We start from the raw sequence: 22,380 nt of genomic DNA on the forward strand, positions 1-22,380 counted from the left end.
TAATGAGTAAAAAGAAGATGTATCGTCTATTGGCTTTTATTTTATTTACATTTGGCTTATTAGCTGTTGTAATAACGATAGAATTCAGCCGATATTCGAACCGTACAGAAGAACAATCGAATAATGGATTGCAAAGTACCAATGAAACCGTGAATACGGCTGATAAAGAAAATTTTAATGAAACAACAGATTCAGTTGATACTTCCACAGAGGATGAGAATCTTGACTCTGCCGTTTCTCCTGTACCGGTAGAAAATACGGTTGAGAACGAAAGGAAAGATACAAAAAAACCTTGGAAAGATATAAATTTGTTATTCAGCGGGGATATTTATTTGTCTGATTATGTTCTAAATCAGTATAAGCAGAATGGGATAGACGGTATACTTTCAAAAGACTTACTGGATGAATTTCAGGTAGCTGATATTGCTATGGTAAATCAGGAGTTTGCCTTTACCAACCGGGGAATAAAAGCAGAGAATAAGCAATATACTTTTCGGGTGGATCCCCAAAATGTTCAGATTTTTAAGGATATGCAGATTGATATTGTTACCTTGGCAAATAATCATACCATGGATTTTGGAATAGAGGGATTAACCGATTCTTTTGAAACTTTAAAAAGTGCCGGCATAAAATATGCCGGTGCGGGTAATGATTTATCAGAAGCCAGAAATATAAATTATTTTAATGTAAATGGCAAAAAGATTGCATATCTGGCTGCTTCCAGAGTTATTCCGGAACCAGGCTGGAATGCATATAAAACTAAGGCTGGTATGTTAACAACTTATGACCCGGCGTTTCTCCTTGAAGATATTAAAACGGCTAAATCGCAAAGTGATTTTGTTGTTGTTTATGTTCATTGGGGGTTGGAAAAACATGAGTTACCGGAAGAATATCAGCGTAACCTGGCAAAACAATACATAGATGCGGGGGCTGACTTGGTACTGGGAAGCCATCCCCATGTATTACAGGGGATTGAATATTATAACGGTAAACCAATCGTATACAGTTTGGGAAACTTTATATTCTATAATTCCATAAATCAAACAGCCCTGCTTAAGGTAAGTCTGAACGAAAAAAATGAAGCAAAAATTCAATTATTACCAGGAAAAGCTGAAAATTCCCGAACTATCGGGTTCGGCAACGATTCGGATAAAGCAGAATTTTATAACTATATGACGAATATTTCTTTCGGAATTCATTTTGACGAAGAGGGTAATATCATTCCTCAATCGGAATATTGATAGAAATATGGATAGAATTATTTTTACTCTGATAGATTTTTTTAAAAGTTAGATAATCGGCTCCCTTATAATTTGAGACTAATAAAGTTAAACTCAAGTTATAAGGGAGCTTTTATTTTGGCGAAAGCAAGTGAGAATTACAAGTTGCTTACAATAATTCCAACGCGCAGGCGAACCGAAGAAACTCACAAAGCTTGTTTCTTCCGGTTATGTGTTTTTTTGAATTGCCAGAGAGAGGATTTTGTATTTGCTCCATTGAGGATTTTGTATCTGTTAAAACAAGTAAGTATTAGTTGGATAATATAATAAGATACAAAAGATTGAAGAAATTTACATTTATTTAAAAACAATTTTACATTCTGAAGTAACCATGCTATAATATTCCATGCCAGTATTTGGAAATTAAATTGTGAATGAATATGCGGGAGTTATTATATGAATAAGCAGAAACGAAATAATCCAGAAGTGTCTAAGGATTCTACATTTGATAAAGGAAAAGCAGACAATTTTTCCGATGAACAATTTGATTATATGCAGTTTATTGATGAGTTAATAACAGAAGAACCTATAGAGAAAGAAATCGTTATTAATAATGATGAAGAGATATTTGATAATTTAAATAAATCATTAAGCAGACAAGTCTTAAGTGAGATGGAATTACAAAACGGGCTGAATCAAAACAAAACCAAAAAGGGAAAAACTTCTAAAATCAAATACACGCTTATCGGAGTAGGAACGATTTTAGGCATTTTTGTTTTTTTATTTTTAACCCCATTAGGCAGAAATTTTTTATGGCAGACAGCGGCAAATTATGCTTATGGTAAAATGAATTATGATGAAGGCTTAAATGTAGTTACCCAGGAAGTTGTAGATGACGTAGAAGAAGCTTTGCCAGAATCCCCAGCCCAGCCTACGGAAACTCCGGTGCAATGGGATACCAATACAACGGACGACGGTGCCAGGATAGAAGAAGGAATAACCAATATCTTGTTATTAGGAGAAGAAGCGATAGATTCCGGCAGCGGTCGCGGACGCACTGACATAATGATGATTGCAACTATGAACACCACGGATAAATCCTTTAAATTAACTTCTTTAATGAGAGATATGCTGGTACAGATACCGGGTAATAAAGATAATAAATTAAATACAGCCTATGAGATTGGAGGAATCCCTTTACTTTATCAAACCATAGAATTGAATTTTGACATTAAATTAGATGGTTATGTTTTAGTAGGTTTCGATGATTTTGAAAATGTCATCAACAAACTTGGCGGGGTTCGAATCACATTAACTGACGAGGAAGCAAATTATTTAAATACAACGAATTATATTTCAAAACCGGAATTCAGGAATGTCGTGGGAGGCTCCCAAGTTCTGAATGGAAATCAGGCATTGGGATATTGCAGAGTCCGTTATGTGGCAACAGGGGATGAGCAGATTAATGATTTTGGAAGAACATCCAGACAGAGAACGGTTTTAAATGCCATCTTTGATCAGTATAAATCTAAAAGTATGCCGGAACTGGTATTATTAATGAATGATATCCTGCCGCTTATTACTACAGATATCAAACAAGATGATTTTGAGACTTATTTAAGGACAGCGATGTCTTTGGGGGTAACACAAATACAAAATTTAAGACTCCCTGCCGATCATACCTTTGATGAGGGTTATGTACGGAAAATGTCCGTTTTAATTCCGGATCTTCAGGAGAATATTGAGATATTACATGAATTCATTTTTGGAAATGATTACGCTTTAAAAAAATAATAACTTTTACAAGCTTACTATTACCTTTGTGAGAGTTTATGAATTAGGTCATATCGCAAGCGGAAATGGGGTTAAATAAAATGTCTATAGAGAAACAATATTTATCAGATTTTGAAGCAATATTATCACATCGATATGATAATGGAGCTGACTATTGGACTACATCTGACAAACGCCTGATAAAAGGAGCGCCGTTTTCCACTTTGGAATGTGTGTTTTATTTATTGGAATTAGGTTTGGAACCCACGGAGCCTTTGCTCAAAGAATGTGCTGATTTAATATTTGGCACATGGAGGGAAGATGGAAGTTTTAAGTTGTATCCGCAAGGCTCTGTTTATCCTTGTCACACCGTTAATGCAACCAATGTGCTTTGCCACATGGGTTATACTCTTGATACCAGACTTCAAAAAACTTTCCGGCACCTTTTAGATACCCAATATACAGATGGCGGCTGGCGCTGTAATAAGTTCAGTTTTGGAAAAGGGCCGGAGACTGAATATTCAAACCCATTTCCAACCCTTACTGCCCTGAATGCATTCCGGTTCAGTGATTATCTAAATAAAGAACCAATGCTTGACAGAGCCGTGGATTTCTTACTTGAACATTGGACAATCCGAAAACCAATCGGCCCATGCCATTATGGAATAGGTACCTTGTTCATGCAGGTCGAATATCCATTTCGTAACTATAATCTTTTTGTTTATGTCTATGTATTATCCTTTTATAACCGCGCGAAAGAGGATAAGCGTTTTCTTGAAGCTTTGGAAGCTTTGGAATCAAAAATGGTGGATGGACAGGTTGTTGTCCAGCGTGTTGTTCCGAAACTGGCTGATTATTCTTTCTGTAAAAAAGGGGAACCAAGTACTTTGGCAACAAAACGTTATCACGAGATCTTAAAAAACCGCAGAAAATGATAAAACAAAGAGCATTTCTTAGAAGTTTATAAATAGAAATTTATTCTTATGTAATTTACTTCAAAATATAGTAGTTTATAATAAAAGGGCGATTGCAAAATCTTTAGTTTACTTAACTTGAGCATTTACAAGTTTATACTATAAGAATTTTGTAATTGCCCTTTATGTTAAAATATGAGTTTTAAGCATATCTTTTTTTGGCAAACATATAATAATAAGGACGTCCAAACTATATCCGGAGATAATTATGTTTTCTAGTAAGAATTTATATAAAAAAAGGAGATTACAGAATCATTATAGAACAAGAAACCAATATATAAACAGAGAGCTTAATCCTTATACTTATAATAGAAGTAACAGGAGTGATACTTTCATTATTGGAAGACAACTTCGTTTTTATTTCCTGTTATTTATCATTACCACATTTATCGTGGGAATTACCTTAAACCGGATTGAGTTAAATATTGCAGTGGAACAGCTAAAGGAAGAAGGAATTGATTACGATTCCTTTCGTGAAATGCTAATACCGTCAAAGATGATAAAAGATATAAAAAGGAAAATGGATAAGGAATTAGAATCAAATGAAATAAACACAAAAAAGGGATCGCAGACTTATGATACGGCGGATTATATTACTTTAGCCATGCTGTTAAACAGATATAATTTAAATAATGCCAGAAATATCGGTAAAAGCAACAGTAATTTTCTTATCAGTAATTTATCTCAAAACAAAAGTTTTATGGAATTAAAAGCTTATTATAAAGCCATACTTGGAGATATCAAATGTTTTCCCGTAATTCCTAATTCTGATGGAGAGCTAAATGTTACTTTTATTGATACCTGGAATGCCTATCGAAGTTACGGCGGTAACAGAAGGCATGAGGGTACGGATATTATGTCTAAGGAAAATTTAAGAGGGGTATATCCGATTGTCAGTATGACGGACGGAACCGTTGAAAAGATGGGATGGTTGGAACAGGGCGGCTATCGAATCGGAGTCCGCGGTACATATGGTGCATATTATTATTACGCACACTTGGAGTCGTATGCACCGGATTTAAAAATCGGTGACAGCATAAATGCAGGAGATTTCTTAGGTTACATGGGAGACAGCGGATACGGGGCAGAAGGAACCGTCGGTGAATTTGATGTACATTTGCATGTGGGAATTTATGTTGAGACGGATTTTGGGGAATTAAGTGTAAATCCGTATTCTATTTTACTTTATTTAGAATCAATAAAGGGCAGTAAGGAGAAATAAGTGGCTGGGTTTTGCACCAGGAATTGTGTAAATATAAAATATTTTCCACAAACAAATAGGTTTATGATATAATGAAGCGGAATGAGGAATTACAAGCTTGCTTGTAAAATCCGATTGGAGCAACAAGAGCATGAACACAGGTTTTCGTTCATGCTATAATGAAGCGGAATGAGGAATTGCAAGCTTGCTTGTAAAATCCGATTGGAGCAACATTCATGATATAATAATATGAATTAATTATATGGGGGACAAGGAGTGAGGTTAGATGGAGATACAATTATGGAGGGAAATACTGGATCCATACTTTTTGGCAGTAGATGAACTAGTTGTAAAATTTAATCATATTATTGAAGAATATCGGAAAACAGGGGATTATTCACCGATTGAACAGGTTAACGGACGGGTTAAAACAATTTCCAGTATATTGGAGAAAGCACAAAAGAAGCAGATAGCCTTAGAAGATATGGAAGAAAAAGTGGAAGATATTGCGGGAATCCGTATTATATGCCAATTTGTTGAAGATATTCAGAAAGTAGTGGAAATAATTAAAAAAAGAACTGATATGCGGATTAAAAGTGAAAAGGATTATATCACGAAGATGAAACCAAGCGGTTATCGAAGCTATCATATAATTATTTATTATACCGTTCAGACTCTAAAGGGAACAAAAGAATTGCAGGCGGAAATACAGATACGTACACTGGCTATGAATTTCTGGTCTACCATAGAACATTCCCTGCAATATAAATATAAGCAGAATATGCCGGAACATATCCGGGACAGGCTGTCAAAAGCAGCAGATGCCGTTATTATATTAGACCAGGAGATGTCTTCTGTCCGGGATGAAATTATGGATGCGCAAAATTCCTTTAAAATTAAAGCTAATATGGTTGCAGATATATTAACTAATATCCAGAATCTATATAAAGTGGCGAATAAAAGAGAAGTTGTTAAGATACAGGATGAGTTTTTCCAAATCTACGAATCCGGCGATTTGGAACAGTTAGAACGTTTTAATAAAGAATTGGATATTATATCAGAAGGATATCGGGCACAAAGCCTAAGATAAGGAAAGTACAGTTTAAGGAGAAACCAATGACATTACCAAAGCTTTTTGAAAACCGGATGAGGGAGTTATTAAGGGAGGAATATGAAGAATATATAAAATGCTTCCATGAGAAACATTACAGCGGCTTAAGGGTTAATACCTTAAAAATAACACCGGAAGAATTTGAGAAAATTTGTCCTTATGAAATTAAACGAATTCCATGGATTGAAAACGGTTATTATTATGACGCAAAAGATCAGCCGGCAAGGCATCCCTATTATTATGCCGGTTTATATTATATACAGGAACCCAGTGCAATGACACCTGCTAATTTACTTCCGGTCAGCCCTGGAGATAAAGTGTTGGATTTATGTGCCGCTCCCGGCGGAAAAAGTACGGAATTAGCCGCAAAACTAAAAGGAGAAGGTGTATTAGTTGCAAATGATATCAGTAATTCCAGAGCAAAAGCGCTGTTAAAAAATATTGAGCTGTTTGGTGTGAAAAATGCAATTGTTGTCAGTGAAGCACCTGCGAAATTAGTAAACTATTTTGAAGGATATTTTGATAAGATTTTGGTAGATGCTCCCTGTTCAGGCGAAGGAATGTTTCGAAAGACACCCTCCATTATGAAAAACTGGGAACAGTACGGGGTGGATTATTATAATAAACTACAGAAAGAGATTATATTAAGTGCCGCAAAGATGTTAAAACCAGGAGGTAAAATGCTCTATTCTACCTGCACATTTTCACCGGAGGAAAATGAAGGTACAATAAAGTTTTTGATGGAACAATATCCTGAATTCCGTGTGTTAAATCCGTTAAAGGAGGAAAGCACAAGCGGGGTTTCCTACGACGGATTTTCTTTTGGCAGGCCGGAATGGGTGGATGGACCGGAGGAATTAACCAACTGCATCCGGTTATGGCCTCACCGTATCCACGGGGAAGGACATTTTATAACTTTGTTGGAAAAAACCTCGGATGGCGCTGTTGCTGGCTCTTGTGCAGAGAACAAGGATAAAATAAGTTTGTCCGGGGAAGCGGTAGAATTCTTAAATCAACTTGAGCTGACCATAGATTATAAGAACCTAAATTTAAGAGAAGATAAACTTTACCTGTTACCTGGAGATATTCCAAGTATTAAGGGACTCCGTATACTAAGGCCAGGATTATTCCTGGGTGAAATAAAAAAGAACCGGTTTGAACCAAGTCAGGCTTTAGCCTGTACCTTAAAAAGCCAGGATTATTCTAAAATAATTAATTTAACGGCAGATAATCCGGATGTGGTAAAATATTTAAAATGTGAAACTATAACTGTGACAGGTGAATATCAGGAAGGGTGGAATCTGTTGTGCGTAGATGGATATCCGCTGGGCTGGGGAAAGTTAAGCTCTAATGTTTTAAAAAATAAATATCTGCCTGGCTGGCGATGGATGTAAATGCAATTACCTAATATGATTATACTTGGTAATTGTGAAACTATTTTGTTTTCAGAATATACCATATAATTAATACGAATTTCATAGCTTCAGTTGCCTTGAGGCAAGATTCAGCTCTGATATTGTATTAATTATATGGTATATCAATGAAATAATGATGTTTCGCAATTCCCTATGATTATAAAATAAGAGAGGATGGCGGATATGAGTACACCGGTCCGATTAGATAAATATCTTGCTGATATGGGTATTGGCACCAGAAGCGAAGTAAAGAGTTATATCAGAAAAGGAAGAGTAGAAGTAAACGGAATTGTGGTAAAAGAACCGGATATAAAGCTGGACACCGTAAAGTCCGAAGTATATTTTGATAAGGAACAGATAACATATGAGTCTACGGAATATTATATGCTAAATAAACCTGCCGGTGTGGTTTCTGCAACGGTTGATAACCATTGTGAGACAGTTGTAGAATTAATAAAAAGCAGTAAGAATAAAGATTTATTTCCGGTGGGCCGGTTGGATAAAGATACGGAAGGGTTATTGTTAATAACCAATGACGGTGATTTGGCACACCGGTTACTTTCTCCCAAAAAACATGTTCCCAAAGTATATTACGCCCAAATAAAAGGATTGGTCACTAAGGAAGATGTAGTAAAGTTTAAGGCGGGTATAAAATTGGAAGAAGACTTTATTACACTCCCGGCACAGCTGGAAATATTGGAAGCCGGTGAAGTATCGGTTATAAAAGTAACCATATATGAGGGTAAATTTCACCAGGTAAAGAGAATGTTTGAGGCTGTTTCTAAAGAGGTACTCTATTTAAAAAGATTAAGTATGGGTGAATTGGAACTGGACGAATCTCTGGCACCGGGAGAGTACCGCAAGCTTACTGAGAATGAATTAAATAAATTAAAAGGAAATGAATAAGTGTGAAAGAAAATTGCGTGTCACAGGCTGATCTTTGACATGTAACGGGTATAAAATATGAATGGTATGTTTCAGGATATTAAGGCAGTGATATTTGATCTGGATGGAACCTTGGTTGATTCCATGTGGATGTGGCGTGATATTGATATTGAGTTTTTAGGCAAATACGGGATAGAATTTCCTGAAAATCTGCAGAGTGAAATAGAAGGAATGAGTTTTTCGGAAACGGCAGTTTACTTTAAAACACGTTTTGCTATGAATTTAACCATAGAAGAGATCAAAGAGGAATGGAATCAGATGGCATGGGATAAATATATGACACAGGTTCCGTTAAAAACAGGAGCTTTGAAGCTGCTGCAGTTTTTAAATGAAAATGGTATAAAAGCTGGGATAGCGACCAGTAATTCAAGAGAATTGGTAGATTTAGTTATCGATAAGTTAAATGTAAAAGAGTATTTTTCGTCTATTCGCACTTCCTGTGAAGTGGAAAAAGGGAAACCTGCTCCGGATATCTATCTGTTAGTTGCGAAAGATTTAAAAGTACCGGCGGATAAGTGTCTGGTATTTGAAGATGTTATTCAGGGAATTATGGCCGGTAAACATGCAGGTATGAAAGTTTGCGCTGTTTACGACCATTTTACCAAAGAAGATAACAATAAGAAACAGGAACTGGCAGATTATTATATAGAGTCTTTCAAAGAACTGTTTTGAGAGATCCATTCATTTAGGTTAAAAAAGTATAAATTATATTTTATACTATATTTTCGATAGGAACTGAGAGTAATTATATGAAAATAATAAAAGTGGACAAAAACGAAGCCGGTCAGCGCCTGGATAAGCTTCTTCTGAAACAATTAAATAAGGCACCGAAAAGCTTCATCTATAAAATGCTCCGGAAAAAAAATATTACTTTAAACGGGAAAAAAGCGGATGGTTCTGAAAAAACTCAAATTAATGATGAAATTAAACTTTTTCTGTCCGATGAAACAATAGAAAATTTCAGCGAATCATTTTGTACTACAATTGTAGATTATAATTTCACGGTTGTTTATGAGGATTCCAATATCCTTATAGTTAATAAACCTGCAGGATTATTATCTCAAAAAGCAGAAAAAGATGACATATCATTAGTGGAACATATAATTTCCTATCTATTAGCACAAGGTAAGATAAATACAGAAGAACTGCAGACTTTTAAACCCGGAATCTGCAACCGATTAGATAGAAATACCAGCGGGCTGGTAGTCGCAGGCAAAACGCTCCTAGGCTTACAGACTATGTCGGAATTGTTTAGAATAAGGACTTTGGATAAATATTATTTGTGTATTGTTAAAGGATCCATTAAAGAAGCCCAGAAAATAACCGGTTATTTAAGAAAAGATGAGAAAACGAATAAAGTTTCAATATCAGAAAAGTTTTCTGAGGGAAGCGAGCCGATTCAGACCGAATATCAGCCGGTTCAATACAATGATAAATATACCTTGTTAAAGGTTAAACTGATTACGGGTAAAACACACCAGATACGTGCACATCTAGGCAGTATAGGGCATCCTATAGCAGGGGACGGCAAATATGGGAATAAAATGCTAAATACCGAGTTAAGAAAAGAGTTTGGATTAGAACATCAGTTGTTACATGCCTATCAGCTTATATTTCCGCATATGTACGGGGAATTTGAGCACTTGTCAGGGAAAGAATTAATTGCCCAGGTGCCGGATTATTTTCTGAAGATACAGAACAAATTATTGTAGTATATTCAGAAAACTATAAAGTTTCACAATTACCTAAATTATATTGTAAATGAAAGGAGAAAGCTATGCCTTCATGGAATTCCAGAGGTCTTAGAGGTTCTGCACTGGAGGAATTAATCAATATAACCAATACCAGATACCGGGAAAAAAAGCTGGCGCTGATACAAAAAATTCCTACGCCAATAACACCAACGAATATTGATAAGGAGAAAAGGCATATTACACTTGCTTATTTTGAAGAGAAAAGTACGGTAGATTATATTGGCGTTGTACAGGGAGTGCCGGTATGTTTTGACGCGAAAGAATGTGCGACCGATACCTTCGCACTTCAGAATGTACATGAACATCAGGTTAATTTTATGAGAGATTTCGAAGAACAGGGAGGGATTGCTTTCCTGTTGATTTATTATTCCAAGAGAAATTTTTATTATTATCTGCCTTTTAAACAACTATCCCGGTTTTGGGATAGAGCAAAAAACGGCGGAAGAAAGAGCTTTCGTTTTGAGGAATTAGATTTGGATCATGAAATTTCATGTAAAAACAATTTATTTATACATTATCTTGAGAATATCGCTAAAGATATAGAGTGCCGGGATCCGGAACTTGGCGAATCAAAGAAATAACGAATCATTTGTTATAGTTCAGTTTGGTTCTGTGATTGTTTTTGAGAGTGGAGCGAAGCAAAATGCTCAGAAAACCCGAGACATGTATATCTGCAATTTGGCATAACTATTATAAAAAAGATTCAGACGGTTGACTTAATGAAAGGATTGTACTATAATAGTTAACATTATTATGGTAGTGAATTATCACGTTACCACGGTAAAGAGTTTTAAACCGGAAGAAAACCTTAAAACTGAAGTTTGTTTATAAATTTAAAACTTGGAGGAAACTATGATAGAAAAATTACTACATACACCGGAAGGGGTAAGAGATATCTATAATGCAGAATGTGAGAGAAAATTACAATTACAAAACCGTCTGCATCATGTTATGAAACTCCATGGTTTTAAAGATATACAGACACCAACCTTTGAATTCTTTGATATATTCAGTAAAGAACGTGGTACGGTTGCTGCAAAGGACATGTATAAATTTTTTGACCGTGACGGTAATACTTTAGTACTTAGACCGGATATTACTCCATCAATAGCAAGATGTGCTGCGAAATATTATAAAGAAGAGTCTTTTCCCATTCGGTTATCCTACATGGGAAGTACCTTTATCAACAACAGCAGTTATCAGGGAAAGCTAAAAGAATCTACCCAGTTAGGTGCGGAATTAATCAATGACAGTTCTACAGATGCCGATGCAGAGATGTTAGCTTTAACGATAGAATGTTTATTAGAAGCGGGTCTTAAAGAATTTCAGGTTGAAATCGGTGAGGCGGACTTTTTCCGAGGTCTGGTGGAAGAGGCTGGTTTTGATGAAGAAGAAGAGTATCAGCTGCGAATATTAATTGAAAAGAAAAATATGTTTGGGGTGGAAGAATTAATTTCAAGCAAAGAAATCAGTTCCGAATTAAAACATGTATTTCTTACTTTACCAGAGTTATTTGGAACAATCGATAAACTGATCTCTGCAAAATCTTTAACAACAAACCTTAGAGCATTAAAAGCGATTGAACGTCTGGAACAATTATATACAATTTTAACTGCATATGGGCTGGAGAAGTATATTACTTTTGACCTTGGTATGTTAAGCAAATATAATTATTATACAGGAATCATTTTTAGGGCTTATACCTACGGCACCGGGGATACCATTGCTAATGGAGGACGTTATGATAATCTTGTGGGTCAGTTTGGAAAAGACGCACCTGCAATCGGATTAGCCATTATGGTAGACCAGCTTATGCTTGCCTTATCCAGACAGAAGATTGAAATAAAACCGGAAACAGAAAACACCTTGATTTTATATCACCATAACCTCTTGGAGAATGCCATCGCTCTGGCCAACCATTTCAGAAATCAGGGAATGAATATTGAGTTATTACGTGTAAGAGATAACACATCCCTGGAAGAATATATAGCATATTCGAAACGTAATGGGAATGGAGGCATACTGTATTATGAAACTGCGGAACTGATTAAAGTAATTAATTCCGAAAGCAGTGAAATACAGGAGGCGAACATTAAGGATTTAATAAGGTAAGTTTTAGAAAAGGAGGTTTTATGAGATATTTAACATTTGCTTTGGCTAAGGGCAGATTAGCAAAAAAGACCCTGGAGATATTAGAACAAATCGGTATTACCTGCGAAGAAATGAAAGATCCCAATTCCCGGAAATTAATCTTTGCTAATGAAGATTTGAAAATAAAAATTTTCCTTGCAAAAGCCAACGATGTACCTACCTATGTAGAGTATGGGGCTGCGGATATCGGAGTCGTTGGCAGGGACACCATATTGGAAGAAGGCCGTAAGTTATATGAGGTAATTGATTTAGGACTTGGCAAATGCAGGATGTGTGTGGCAGGCCCTAAAGAAGCCGGAGAATTGTTGAGGCATGGTGAACTGATCCGCGTTGCAACGAAATACCCTAATATAGCGAAGGATTATTTTTATAATAAAAAACATCAGACGGTCGAAATTATTAAATTAAACGGTTCCATCGAATTAGCCCCTATCGTCGGTTTGTCTGAAGTAATTGTTGATATCGTTGAAACTGGTTCTACACTTAAGGAGAATGGGTTGGAAGTTTTGGAGGAAATATGCCCGCTCTCCGCGCGTATGGTAGTAAACCAGGTAAGTATGAAGATGGAACATGAAAGGATAACCAAATTAATTACTAATTTAAAGGAAGTCCTACTAAGTACTAAGGAGGTCTAAGTGTATGAAGATAATTAAGTTGGATTCAGAATCTAAAAAAGATATTCTGGAAAACTTATTAAAAAGAAGTCCAGGCCAATATGAAAAATATGCGAAAACAGTAAATGAAATTATTAACGAGGTTAAATCGCAAAAAGACCAGGCATTATCTTATTATACGAAACAATTTGATAAAGCAGATATAAACAGCGGAAATATCCGGGTTACCGAGGAAGAAATTAAGGAAGCATACTCTTTAATTGATCCATCCGTATTGGAAGTAATCCGAAAAGCTGCATATAATATAGAAACATATCATACAAAACAGAAACAATATAGCTGGTTTGACAGTGAACCAAACGGTATTATTTTAGGGCAGAAAGTAACTGCTATCGGTTCTGTCGGAGTTTATGTTCCGGGAGGAAAGGCAGCCTATCCCTCTTCCGTATTAATGAACGTTATACCTGCCAAAGTTGCCGGTGTGAAGAGAATTGCAATGGTAACACCTCCGGATAAAGACGGTAAAGTATATTCCGGAACTTTAGTTGCGGCCAAAGAAGCAGGAGTTACGGAAATATATAAAGTGGGCGGGGCACAAGCCATTGCAGCTTTAGCCCATGGAACAGAAAGTATTAAAAAAGTAGATAAAATTGTCGGACCGGGAAATATCTATGTAGCATTAGCTAAAAAAGCAGTATATGGACATGTAAGCATAGATTCAATAGCCGGTCCCAGTGAAATATTAGTAATTGCAGATGAGACAGCGAATCCAAGATATGTCGCTGCAGACCTTTTGTCTCAGGCTGAACATGATGAGCTTGCGTCCGCCATATTAATCACCACCAGCAAAGAAATAGCGGAACAAGTATCAATAGAAGCTGCTAAATTTACGGAACAGTTATCAAGAAGAGATATCATTCAGAAATCGTTAGATAATTATGGTTATATTTTATTAGCGGATTCTATGGAGGATGCAATTGAAACAGCCAATGAAATAGCTTCCGAACATTTGGAGATTATAACCAGGGATCCGTTTTTAGTAATGACCAAAATTCAAAATGCCGGTGCTATTTTCTTAGGCGAATACAGCAGCGAACCATTAGGTGATTATTTTGCCGGTCCTAACCATGTTTTACCCACAAATGGCACTGCTAAATTTTTCTCACCCCTAAGTGTGGATGATTTTATTAAAAAATCCAGTATTATTTCTTATTCAAAAGAGGCGCTTAAACCAATCTACCCGGATATTGTTAAATTTGCCAAGGCGGAGGGTTTAACTGCCCATGCTAATTCCATATCCGTTCGCTTCGAATCATAAAAAGGGGGCAAAGAAATTGGGAAGAACTGCGGAAATTCAAAGAAAAACAAATGAAACAAGTATTGTATTGCAGCTTAATTTAGATGGAACCGGAATATCGGATATTAATACAGGAATCGGTTTTTTTGACCATATGTTAAACAGCTTCGCAAGACATGGTTTTTTTGACTTAAAATTAAATGTTGTTGGAGATTTACACGTAGATGCTCATCATACCGTAGAAGATACGGGTATTGTATTAGGTCAGGCAATCAAGGCAGCGCTGGGAGATAAAAAAGGAATTAAAAGATACGGTGATTCCGTCCTTCCCATGGATGAAACCCTGGTTTTGTGTGCCATTGATTTATCAGGCAGACCATATCTGGTTTATGATGTATCTTTAACCGTTGAACGTGTCGGTTATATGGATACGGAATTGGTAAAAGAATTTTTTTATGCCATAAGTTATGCGGCGGGAATGAATCTGCATTTAAAATTACTTCATGGTTCAAACAATCATCATATTATCGAAGCTTTATTTAAAGCGTTTGCAAGAGCACTCGATGAAGCAATCGGACAGGATACCCGGATTTCGGATGTCCTTTCAACGAAAGGTACGGTAGATTAGTAATAAAAATAGTATAGGTAATTGCGAAACTATATAGTTTTTAGAATATACCATACAATCGATACGAATTTCATAGCTTCAGTTGCCCTCTGGGACAGATTTGGCTCTGAAATTGTATTAATTGCATGGTATATAGATACAATATTGGAGTTTCGCAATTGCCTATTATAAATAGTATTTTGGAGGCGCAGCGTTGTATAAAAAAATTATTCCTTTTATAAATTGCGAAAATGAATTGCCGGTTAATGTTATTTCAGAGGCGGTCCAGTATGAAATCGGCGGAGCGGATGAATTATTTGTATATAATTATTCTAAGGATGAAGCATCCAGAGAGGAATTTTTAGGTGCGGTAAAAGAAATTACAAAACATATTGATATTCCTGTTTATATAGGATGTTATGTGGAACGATTTGAAGATGTTAAAAAAGCTTTGTATACCGGTGCTTCCTATGTAATGATAAAATACTCTTTGTTAAAAAACAACAACGTAGTGAAAGAAGCTTCCGAACGATTCGGTAATGATACGATCATTCTTGAATTAGAAGATTATAAGGATATTCATAATAAAGATTTTATTGATATAATCAAAGACTTGGGTGTTTATGCTTTATTGTTAAAACATGTTGAATTAACCAAAGACTTAACTGATTCAATTAATTCACTTGAGATTCCGGTTATTATACGCGACAGTCTGTCGAGTAATGATATAGCTTCTTTATTAGAACCGGTTACGGTACTTGGCATTTCAACGAATTATTATAAAAATAAAGACATGTTCAAAGTAAAATTATCTTTAAAAGCACAGAATATAGAGGTAAATACCTTTGACAGCAGTATTAAATTCAGTGAATTTAAATTAAATAATGACGGTTTGATTCCGGTAGTTGTTCAGGAATATAAGACCGGTGAAGTTTTGATGGTCGCATACATGAATGAAGAAGCTTTCAGAAAAACAATAGAAACCGGTAAGATGACTTATTACAGCAGAAGCCGAAGCACTTTATGGACTAAGGGCGAAACCTCCGGTCATTATCAATATGTCAAAGCTCTTATGTTAGACTGTGATAAGGATACCATCTTAGCGAAAGTCCTGCAGATAGGACCAGCCTGCCATACCGGCAATGGGTCCTGTTTTTATACGGAACTGGTTAAGAAAGAATATGATGATACCAATCCTCTGACAGTTTTTAATGAAGTGTTTAATGTAATTCTGGACCGTAAAAAAAATCCAAAGGAAGGTTCCTATACCAATTACCTGTTTGAAAAAGGAATTGATAAGATATTAAAAAAATGCGGGGAAGAGGCTACAGAGATAATTATTGCGGCTAAAAACCCGGATTCGGAAGAATTAAAGTATGAAATTTCAGACTTCCTCTACCATATGATGGTACTTATGGCAGAGTGTAATTTGGATTGGTCCGATATTGTTAAGGAACTTGCACATAGAAGATAAGTAAAATGGAAATATTTTAATATTATGGCTTGCATAATAAAATAATTAGTGCTATAATAAGCTAACGTAAGTATGATACAGTGACGAATGGGAGTGGACGAAAGTCCACTCTTTATATTTGTGTGAATAGACTCGTATAGAATATGCGGGCCAAAAGCTTCGGATACGAGGCTTGAAAAGAATGGCAAAAGGCGCTATTCTTCAGGAATTATGTCCAAAGAGCATAAGCAGGTTGTGAGAAAGGTTTGGTTATTATAATGACTAAAAAAGAAGAATATGAACAGAAGACTGAAAAACTGTTAGAACCCATAATGCAAAAAAATAATTTTGAACTTGTTGATGTAGAATATGTAAAAGAAGGCGGTAACTGGTATCTCCGTGCCTTTATTGATAAAGAGGGCGGTATTACAGTTGATGATTGTGAATTAGCCAGCAGAGCATTGAGCGATTTATTGGATCAGCATGACTTTATACCGGATGCGTATATTCTTGAAGTCAGTTCACCTGGCTTAGGCAGGCAGTTAAAGAAAGAAAAGGATTATGCAAGGAGTATAAATAAAGAAGTTGAAATTAAACTTTATAAACCAATTAATAAACAGAAAGAAATCGTAGGTTTTCTGGTTGGTTACGATGATGAAAAATTCATAATTAAACTGGAAGATGAAAGTACCATAGATATCCCGCGTTCCAATACGGCACTCATTCGTTTAGCTTTTGATTTTTAAGACTTATTTTTAAGGGATAGAACTAAGAACATTTATGAGGAGGATCAGCAGAAAATGAATAACAACAAAGAGTTAATTGATGCATTAAATCAGATTGAAAGGGAAAAAGATATCAGCAAAGAAATATTATTGGAAGCTATGGAGAATTCCTTAGTAGCAGCCTGCAAAAATCATTTTGGCAAGGCAGATAATATCAGGGTAAATATTAACAGGGAAACCGGTGCGGTTGCTGTTTATGCTGAAAGAGAAATCGTTGAAACCGTAGTGGACCCTGTAACACAAATCAATGCCCTGGAAGCAAAATTAAAATATCCAAAAAATAATATCGGTGATATCGTTAATGTTGAAGTAACTCCTAAAAATTTCGGACGTATTGCCGCCCAGAAAGCAAAACAGGTGGTAGTACAAAAAATCAGGGAAGAAGAAAGAAAAGTTTTATTTAATCAGTATTACAGTAAGGAAAAAGATGTAGTAACCGGTATTGTACAGCGTTATGTAGGTAATAATGTAAGTATCAATCTTGGTAAAGTAGATGCTGTTTTAACGGAAAATGAGCAAGTGAGAACAGAACATTTCAAACCTACGGATCGTATTAAGCTATATGTATTAGAAGTAAAAGATACCACAAAAGGTCCCAGAATCACTGTTTCAAGAACACATCCGGAATTGGTAAAACGGCTGTTTGAGGCAGAAGTAACCGAAGTAAAGGATGGTACTGTGGAAATTAAGAGTATTTCCAGAGAAGCAGGCTCCAGAACGAAAATGGCAGTATACTCCAATAATCCGGATGTAGATCCTGTTGGGGCTTGTGTTGGTATGAATGGTGCCAGAGTTAATGCGATTGTGAATGAATTAAGGGGCGAGAAAATAGACATTATTAATTGGAGCGATGATCCGGTAGTTTTAATTGAGAATGCCTTAAGTCCTGCAAAAGTAGTATCCGTATATGTAGAAGAGGGCGAGAAAAGTGCCCGCGTTATCGTACCGGATTATCAATTATCCCTTGCTATCGGTAAAGAAGGACAGAATGCCAGATTAGCAGCCAGACTTACCGGTTATAAAATAGATATTAAGAGCGAATCGCAAGCAGAAGGGTATGGATGGGAGTAGGTAATTAATGAGTGTTGCGAAAAAAATTCCCCAAAGACAATGTATCGGATGCGGGGAAATGAAAAATAAAAAAGATATGATCAGGGTTATAAAAACACCGGAGGAGAATATCATTATTGACGCTACCGGCAAGAAGAACGGAAGAGGAGCATACATATGCAAATCAACAGAATGTCTTCAGAAAGCCGCAAAAAGCCGTGGACTGGAACGTTCCTTAAAGGTGAGTATTCCGCGAGAAGTCTATGAAGAATTAGAAAAGGAGCTGAGTGGACTTGAATTATGAAAAGGATAATACCGGGCCCAGGCCTATTGCACAAAAAAAAGTATTTTCTTATATTGGAATAGCAGCCAAAGCGGGTCATCTTTTAAGCGGCGAATTCATGGCAGAAAAAACCGTTAAGGAAGGCAGGGCTAAATTAGTAATTGTTGCTGAGGATGCATCAGATAATACGAAAAAAATGTTTACCAATATGTGTACTTACTATAAAGTGCCGATTTACTTTTTTGGTGAAAAAACAAATCTCGGCCACGCAATAGGAAAAGAATTCAGAGCATCTCTGGTTCTGTTAGACCAAGGCTTGGCTGATGCGGTAGAAAAGCAACTGAACACAATCAACAAGGATGGAAGTATGGACACATACACCAGGTCGTAAAAAGTGGAGGTAGTAAGTATGGCAAAAATTAAAATATATGAATTAGCAAAGGAAATAGATAAACACAGTAAAGATATTATAACTTTTTTAAATGAAAAAGGTATGGAAGTAAAAAGCCATATGAGCAGTATTGATGATAATACTGTTTCTATGGTTAGGAGTCATTTTGGGTCTAATGTGAAACCGGCTGAGGCTCAACCGGCAATTAAATCAGACAATGTTTCCAAGGCAGCTCAGGCTCCAACTACACCGGCTTCCAGTACTACAGTTCATACAGCTTCTGTTGCACAACAAAATAACAGACCTGCCGGAAACAGTTATACTGGGCAAAATAACCAAGGAAATACCAGATACAATCAAGGTAATACCGGTGATCAAAGAACACCTGGACAATATAATCAAAATCGTCCTTATAATCAAAATGGGCAAGGACAAAACCGCCCTTATAACAGACCACAGGGTGATCAGCAAGGACAAAGAACCGCCGGTGACAGTGGTATGAGGAATTCCGGTCAGGGTAATCAGCATTCATCCATGCAAAACCGTAACTATGGTCAGAATAACGGGCAGGGTCAGAACCGTCCTTATAACCAGAATCAAGGCGGACAGAACCGTCCGTATAATCAGAATGGTCAGGGGCAAAATCGTCCGTATAATCAGGATGGTCAGGGACAATACCGTCCTTATAATCAAAATAGTCAGGGACAAAACCGTCCTTATAACCAGGGTGGTTCCTATGGTCAAGGAGGTCAGCAGGGTCAGAACCGCCCGGTTGGTCAAGGCAGCCAATCCGGTCAGAACCGCCCTTATGGACAGAATAATCAATCTAATGGACAATACCGTCAAAACCGTCCTTATAATCAGGATCAAAGCCGTCCAATGAATAATGGGCAGGGAAGACCGAATAGCTATAATAATGGAAATGACAGACCAAACCAAGGCGGTCGACCATATAATTCGCAAAATAACAGACCGGGTCAAAACAGCGGTTATAATAACTATAACAGATCACAGAGTGGTTCAGAGAATTCCGGCGGTTACCAGAATAGAAACTTTGGTTCCGGCTTCGGCGGAATGAACAAAGACAAAGATGATTATAATAAAGACGGAGATGTAAGGAAAAGAACTCCTGGCAGATCAGATTCCAGAAGCAGTGATGCGAAGAAATTTGACGCTCCGATAGGAATGTCAAGAAGTGATTCTGCCAACAATAGAAACAGCAGAGCCAATAAAAATACAAAAAACACAAAAACCAATTATACTCATAAGGAAATTGATAATGACGGCATAGAGGAAATCAAAATACCGAAAAAAGGCCAGTTTATTAAACCAAAGCCTGTACAGATTCAGGAAACGAAAGAAGATGACGTTAAAACAATTACACTTCCGGATGTATTAACAATTAAAGAATTGGCAGACAAAATGAAATTGCCTGCATCTGCATTGGTAAAGAAGCTTTTCTTAGCAGGTAAAATGGTATCCATTAACCAGGAGATATCATTCGAAGAAGCGGAAGAAATCGCAATTGAATTTGATATCATTGCAGAGCATGAAGTTAAAGTGGACGTAATCGAAGAATTACTTAAGGAAAAGGAAGAAGACGAAGAAAATTTAGTAAAACGCCCTCCTGTAGTTTGTGTTATGGGTCATGTCGATCACGGTAAAACATCTCTTTTGGATGCCATTCGTGAAACTAACGTAACCTCTCATGAAGCAGGCGGAATAACCCAGCATATCGGCGCTTATGTAGTTGAAGTTAATGGGGAAAAAATTACATTTTTAGATACACCGGGTCATGAAGCATTTACTTCCATGAGAATGAGAGGAGCACAGTCTACGGATATTGCAATTTTAGTTGTCGCTGCCGACGACGGTGTTATGCCTCAGACCGTAGAAGCTATCAGCCATGCGAAAGCTGCCGGTATTCAGATAATCGTAGCAATCAATAAAATAGATAAACCAAGTGCAAATATCGAACGTGTGAAACAGGAATTAACAGAATATGAACTGGTTGCGGAAGACTGGGGCGGTGATACGGTATTTGTTCCGGTTTCAGCCCACACTAAGGAAGGGATTGATCAATTATTGGAAATGATCATACTTACAGCCGAAATGGTTGAATTAAAAGCCAATCCTAACCGTAATGCCAGAGGTATTGTTATCGAAGCGGAACTAGACAAAGGCCGCGGTCCGGTTGCTACCATTCTTGTACAAAAGGGTACATTACATGTGGGTGATGCGATTGCCATCGGCTCCTCTTACGGTAAAGTAAGAGCAATGATGGATGATAAAGGAAGACGTGTAAAAGAAGCAACTCCATCCACTCCAGTGGAAATATTAGGTTTAAATGAAGTGCCTGATGCAGGTGAAATCTTTATTGCAACCGATAATGAAAAAGAAGCACGTTCCATTTCAGAAACTTATATATCACAGGGAAGGGAACGACTCTTAGCAGATACCAAAGCAAAATTATCTTTAGACGGCTTATTCTCACAAATTAAAGCCGGTAACGTTAAAGAACTTAACCTGATTATTAAGGCCGATGTTCAGGGTTCTGTGGAAGCGGTTAAACAAAGTCTGGTTAAACTTAGTAATGAAGAAGTAGCGGTACGTATTATCCACGGTGGTGTAGGTACTATTAATGAATCTGACGTTTCACTGGCAAGTACCTCCAACGCGATTATTATTGGCTTTAATGTTCGTCCGGACAATACGGCTAAGGAGCTTGCAGACCGTGAAAAGGTAGATTTAAGACTTTATCGTGTAATTTATAATGCGATTGAAGATGTGGAAGCAGCCATGAAAGGTATGCTTGATCCTACTTATGAGGAAAAAGTCATCGGTCATGCGGAAGTTAGGCAGGTATTTAAAGCTTCCGGCCTTGGAACTATTGCAGGTTCCTATGTACTAGACGGTAAAATTACGAGAGGTTGTTCCGCTAGAATAACAAGAGAGGGCGAACTCATATTTGAAGGTGCCCTGGCTTCCTTAAAGAGATTTAAAGATGACGTAAAAGAAGTGGCAGCAGGATATGAATGCGGTCTTGTATTTGAAAAATTTAATGACATTAAAGAATTTGATACCGTAGAATTGTATATTATGCAGGAAGTTCCCAGATAATAAGAACATGTGGAATCATTGTACCAATTTATAGTAAGTTAAAATATATGCGCCATAAAAACGGACTGTTACTCAGTTCCGTTATGGCGCTGCTATATTAATTGAGGCGGTTTTCTTGCGGTATGCAACGAAATCCTCGGCCCAAACATGAGGCGCGTTGGAAATAACATGGCGGTTAGTGTGAAGAAAAAGCATCTTCATTGAAAAGAATCTGGAAATAAGTACAGACGGGGCTT

General features: G+C 36.7%; 20 protein-coding genes. All 20 read left to right on the plus strand.

Annotation, left to right across the window (positions count from 1 at the left end; all coding sequences use genetic code 11):
* Nucleotides 1–2 precede the first annotated feature (2 nt).
* A complete protein-coding gene (locus Ana3638_RS16050; RefSeq protein WP_161838939.1) occupies nt 3–1,241 on the plus strand; it encodes a CapA family protein in 1,239 nt (412 codons plus the stop codon).
* A 435-nt stretch (nt 1,242–1,676) separates the two neighbouring features.
* Nucleotides 1,677–3,014 carry an LCP family protein gene (locus tag Ana3638_RS16055; protein ID WP_161838940.1) on the plus strand — a complete coding sequence of 446 codons (1,338 nt, stop codon included), beginning with the start codon at nt 1,677–1,679 and terminating at the stop codon, nt 3,012–3,014.
* Nucleotides 3,015–3,094: 80 nt separating this feature from the next.
* Nucleotides 3,095–3,928 carry a prenyltransferase/squalene oxidase repeat-containing protein gene (locus Ana3638_RS16060; protein WP_161838941.1) on the plus strand — a complete coding sequence of 278 codons (834 nt, stop codon included), beginning with the start codon at nt 3,095–3,097 and terminating at the stop codon, nt 3,926–3,928.
* Between the two features lie 247 nt (nt 3,929–4,175).
* Nucleotides 4,176–5,189: a M23 family metallopeptidase gene (locus tag Ana3638_RS16065; protein ID WP_246240295.1), complete on the plus strand. Its 1,014-nt coding sequence runs from the start codon at nt 4,176–4,178 to the stop codon at nt 5,187–5,189.
* Nucleotides 5,190–5,454: 265 nt separating this feature from the next.
* A complete protein-coding gene (locus Ana3638_RS16070; RefSeq protein WP_161838942.1) occupies nt 5,455–6,258 on the plus strand; it encodes a GTP pyrophosphokinase in 804 nt (267 codons plus the stop codon).
* 26 nt (nt 6,259–6,284) lie between these two features.
* Nucleotides 6,285–7,673 carry an RsmF rRNA methyltransferase first C-terminal domain-containing protein gene (locus tag Ana3638_RS16075; RefSeq protein WP_161838943.1) on the plus strand — a complete coding sequence of 463 codons (1,389 nt, stop codon included), beginning with the start codon at nt 6,285–6,287 and terminating at the stop codon, nt 7,671–7,673.
* A gap of 204 nt (nt 7,674–7,877) precedes the next feature.
* Nucleotides 7,878–8,600, plus strand: a complete 723-nt coding sequence (locus tag Ana3638_RS16080) for a pseudouridine synthase (RefSeq protein ID WP_330587609.1) — start codon at nt 7,878–7,880, stop codon at nt 8,598–8,600.
* Between the two features lie 66 nt (nt 8,601–8,666).
* Nucleotides 8,667–9,311: an HAD family hydrolase gene (locus tag Ana3638_RS16085; RefSeq protein WP_161840586.1), complete on the plus strand. Its 645-nt coding sequence runs from the start codon at nt 8,667–8,669 to the stop codon at nt 9,309–9,311.
* Between the two features lie 77 nt (nt 9,312–9,388).
* Nucleotides 9,389–10,351, plus strand: a complete 963-nt coding sequence (locus Ana3638_RS16090; protein ID WP_161838945.1) for an RluA family pseudouridine synthase — start codon at nt 9,389–9,391, stop codon at nt 10,349–10,351.
* A gap of 65 nt (nt 10,352–10,416) precedes the next feature.
* Complete coding sequence (locus Ana3638_RS16095; protein WP_161838946.1) at nt 10,417–10,974, plus strand: Holliday junction resolvase RecU; 558 nt, start codon at nt 10,417–10,419, stop codon at nt 10,972–10,974.
* A 271-nt stretch (nt 10,975–11,245) separates the two neighbouring features.
* Nucleotides 11,246–12,505 (plus strand): ATP phosphoribosyltransferase regulatory subunit, encoded by a 1,260-nt coding sequence (hisZ, locus tag Ana3638_RS16100; protein WP_161838947.1) that lies wholly within the window; start codon nt 11,246–11,248, stop codon nt 12,503–12,505.
* 20 nt (nt 12,506–12,525) lie between these two features.
* Nucleotides 12,526–13,179, plus strand: coding sequence for an ATP phosphoribosyltransferase (gene hisG, locus Ana3638_RS16105; protein ID WP_161838948.1), 654 nt, complete (start codon nt 12,526–12,528; stop codon nt 13,177–13,179).
* Between the two features lie 4 nt (nt 13,180–13,183).
* Entirely contained in the window at nt 13,184–14,476 is a 1,293-nt protein-coding gene (hisD, locus tag Ana3638_RS16110) for a histidinol dehydrogenase (protein ID WP_161838949.1), read from the plus strand.
* 16 nt (nt 14,477–14,492) lie between these two features.
* Nucleotides 14,493–15,083, plus strand: coding sequence for an imidazoleglycerol-phosphate dehydratase HisB (hisB, locus tag Ana3638_RS16115; RefSeq protein ID WP_161838950.1), 591 nt, complete (start codon nt 14,493–14,495; stop codon nt 15,081–15,083).
* 193 nt (nt 15,084–15,276) lie between these two features.
* Nucleotides 15,277–16,536 carry a bifunctional phosphoribosyl-AMP cyclohydrolase/phosphoribosyl-ATP diphosphatase HisIE gene (gene hisIE / locus Ana3638_RS25760; protein ID WP_161838951.1) on the plus strand — a complete coding sequence of 420 codons (1,260 nt, stop codon included), beginning with the start codon at nt 15,277–15,279 and terminating at the stop codon, nt 16,534–16,536.
* Nucleotides 16,537–16,793: 257 nt separating this feature from the next.
* Nucleotides 16,794–17,261 (plus strand): ribosome maturation factor RimP, encoded by a 468-nt coding sequence (rimP, locus tag Ana3638_RS16125; RefSeq protein WP_161838952.1) that lies wholly within the window; start codon nt 16,794–16,796, stop codon nt 17,259–17,261.
* Nucleotides 17,262–17,315: 54 nt separating this feature from the next.
* Entirely contained in the window at nt 17,316–18,371 is a 1,056-nt protein-coding gene (nusA, locus tag Ana3638_RS16130; RefSeq protein ID WP_161838953.1) for a transcription termination factor NusA, read from the plus strand.
* A gap of 7 nt (nt 18,372–18,378) precedes the next feature.
* Nucleotides 18,379–18,654 (plus strand): RNase P modulator RnpM, encoded by a 276-nt coding sequence (rnpM, locus tag Ana3638_RS16135; protein WP_161838954.1) that lies wholly within the window; start codon nt 18,379–18,381, stop codon nt 18,652–18,654.
* The gene (locus Ana3638_RS16140; RefSeq protein ID WP_246240298.1) at nt 18,644–19,024 is read left to right on the plus strand and encodes a L7Ae/L30e/S12e/Gadd45 family ribosomal protein; all 381 of its coding nucleotides are present in this window, start codon (nt 18,644–18,646) and stop codon (nt 19,022–19,024) included. The genes rnpM and Ana3638_RS16140 overlap by 11 nt, the downstream gene beginning before the upstream one ends.
* 18 nt (nt 19,025–19,042) lie before the next feature.
* Entirely contained in the window at nt 19,043–22,144 is a 3,102-nt protein-coding gene (gene infB, locus Ana3638_RS16145) for a translation initiation factor IF-2 (RefSeq protein ID WP_161838955.1), read from the plus strand.
* The last annotated feature ends 236 nt before the right edge of the window (nt 22,145–22,380 follow it).

Source organism: Anaerocolumna sedimenticola, assembly GCF_009931695.1.
Classification (GTDB): Bacteria; Bacillota; Clostridia; order Lachnospirales; family Lachnospiraceae; genus Anaerocolumna; species Anaerocolumna sedimenticola.

What these genes read in the sequence shown, in the direction of transcription:
- Ana3638_RS16050 (WP_161838939.1), top strand. Translation starts at nt 3, where the DNA reads ATGAGTAAAAAGAAGATGTATCGTCTATTGGCTTTTATTTTATTTACA.
- Ana3638_RS16055 (WP_161838940.1), top strand. Translation starts at nt 1,677, where the DNA reads ATGAATAAGCAGAAACGAAATAATCCAGAAGTGTCTAAGGATTCTACA.
- Ana3638_RS16060 (WP_161838941.1), top strand. Translation starts at nt 3,095, where the DNA reads ATGTCTATAGAGAAACAATATTTATCAGATTTTGAAGCAATATTATCA.
- Ana3638_RS16065 (WP_246240295.1), top strand. Translation starts at nt 4,176, where the DNA reads ATGTTTTCTAGTAAGAATTTATATAAAAAAAGGAGATTACAGAATCAT.
- Ana3638_RS16070 (WP_161838942.1), top strand. Translation starts at nt 5,455, where the DNA reads ATGGAGATACAATTATGGAGGGAAATACTGGATCCATACTTTTTGGCA.
- Ana3638_RS16075 (WP_161838943.1), top strand. Translation starts at nt 6,285, where the DNA reads ATGACATTACCAAAGCTTTTTGAAAACCGGATGAGGGAGTTATTAAGG.
- Ana3638_RS16080 (WP_330587609.1), top strand. Translation starts at nt 7,878, where the DNA reads ATGAGTACACCGGTCCGATTAGATAAATATCTTGCTGATATGGGTATT.
- Ana3638_RS16085 (WP_161840586.1), top strand. Translation starts at nt 8,667, where the DNA reads ATGTTTCAGGATATTAAGGCAGTGATATTTGATCTGGATGGAACCTTG.
- Ana3638_RS16090 (WP_161838945.1), top strand. Translation starts at nt 9,389, where the DNA reads ATGAAAATAATAAAAGTGGACAAAAACGAAGCCGGTCAGCGCCTGGAT.
- Ana3638_RS16095 (WP_161838946.1), top strand. Translation starts at nt 10,417, where the DNA reads ATGCCTTCATGGAATTCCAGAGGTCTTAGAGGTTCTGCACTGGAGGAA.
- hisZ (WP_161838947.1), top strand. Translation starts at nt 11,246, where the DNA reads ATGATAGAAAAATTACTACATACACCGGAAGGGGTAAGAGATATCTAT.
- hisG (WP_161838948.1), top strand. Translation starts at nt 12,526, where the DNA reads ATGAGATATTTAACATTTGCTTTGGCTAAGGGCAGATTAGCAAAAAAG.
- hisD (WP_161838949.1), top strand. Translation starts at nt 13,184, where the DNA reads ATGAAGATAATTAAGTTGGATTCAGAATCTAAAAAAGATATTCTGGAA.
- rimP (WP_161838952.1), top strand. Translation starts at nt 16,794, where the DNA reads ATGACTAAAAAAGAAGAATATGAACAGAAGACTGAAAAACTGTTAGAA.
- nusA (WP_161838953.1), top strand. Translation starts at nt 17,316, where the DNA reads ATGAATAACAACAAAGAGTTAATTGATGCATTAAATCAGATTGAAAGG.
- rnpM (WP_161838954.1), top strand. Translation starts at nt 18,379, where the DNA reads ATGAGTGTTGCGAAAAAAATTCCCCAAAGACAATGTATCGGATGCGGG.
- infB (WP_161838955.1), top strand. Translation starts at nt 19,043, where the DNA reads ATGGCAAAAATTAAAATATATGAATTAGCAAAGGAAATAGATAAACAC.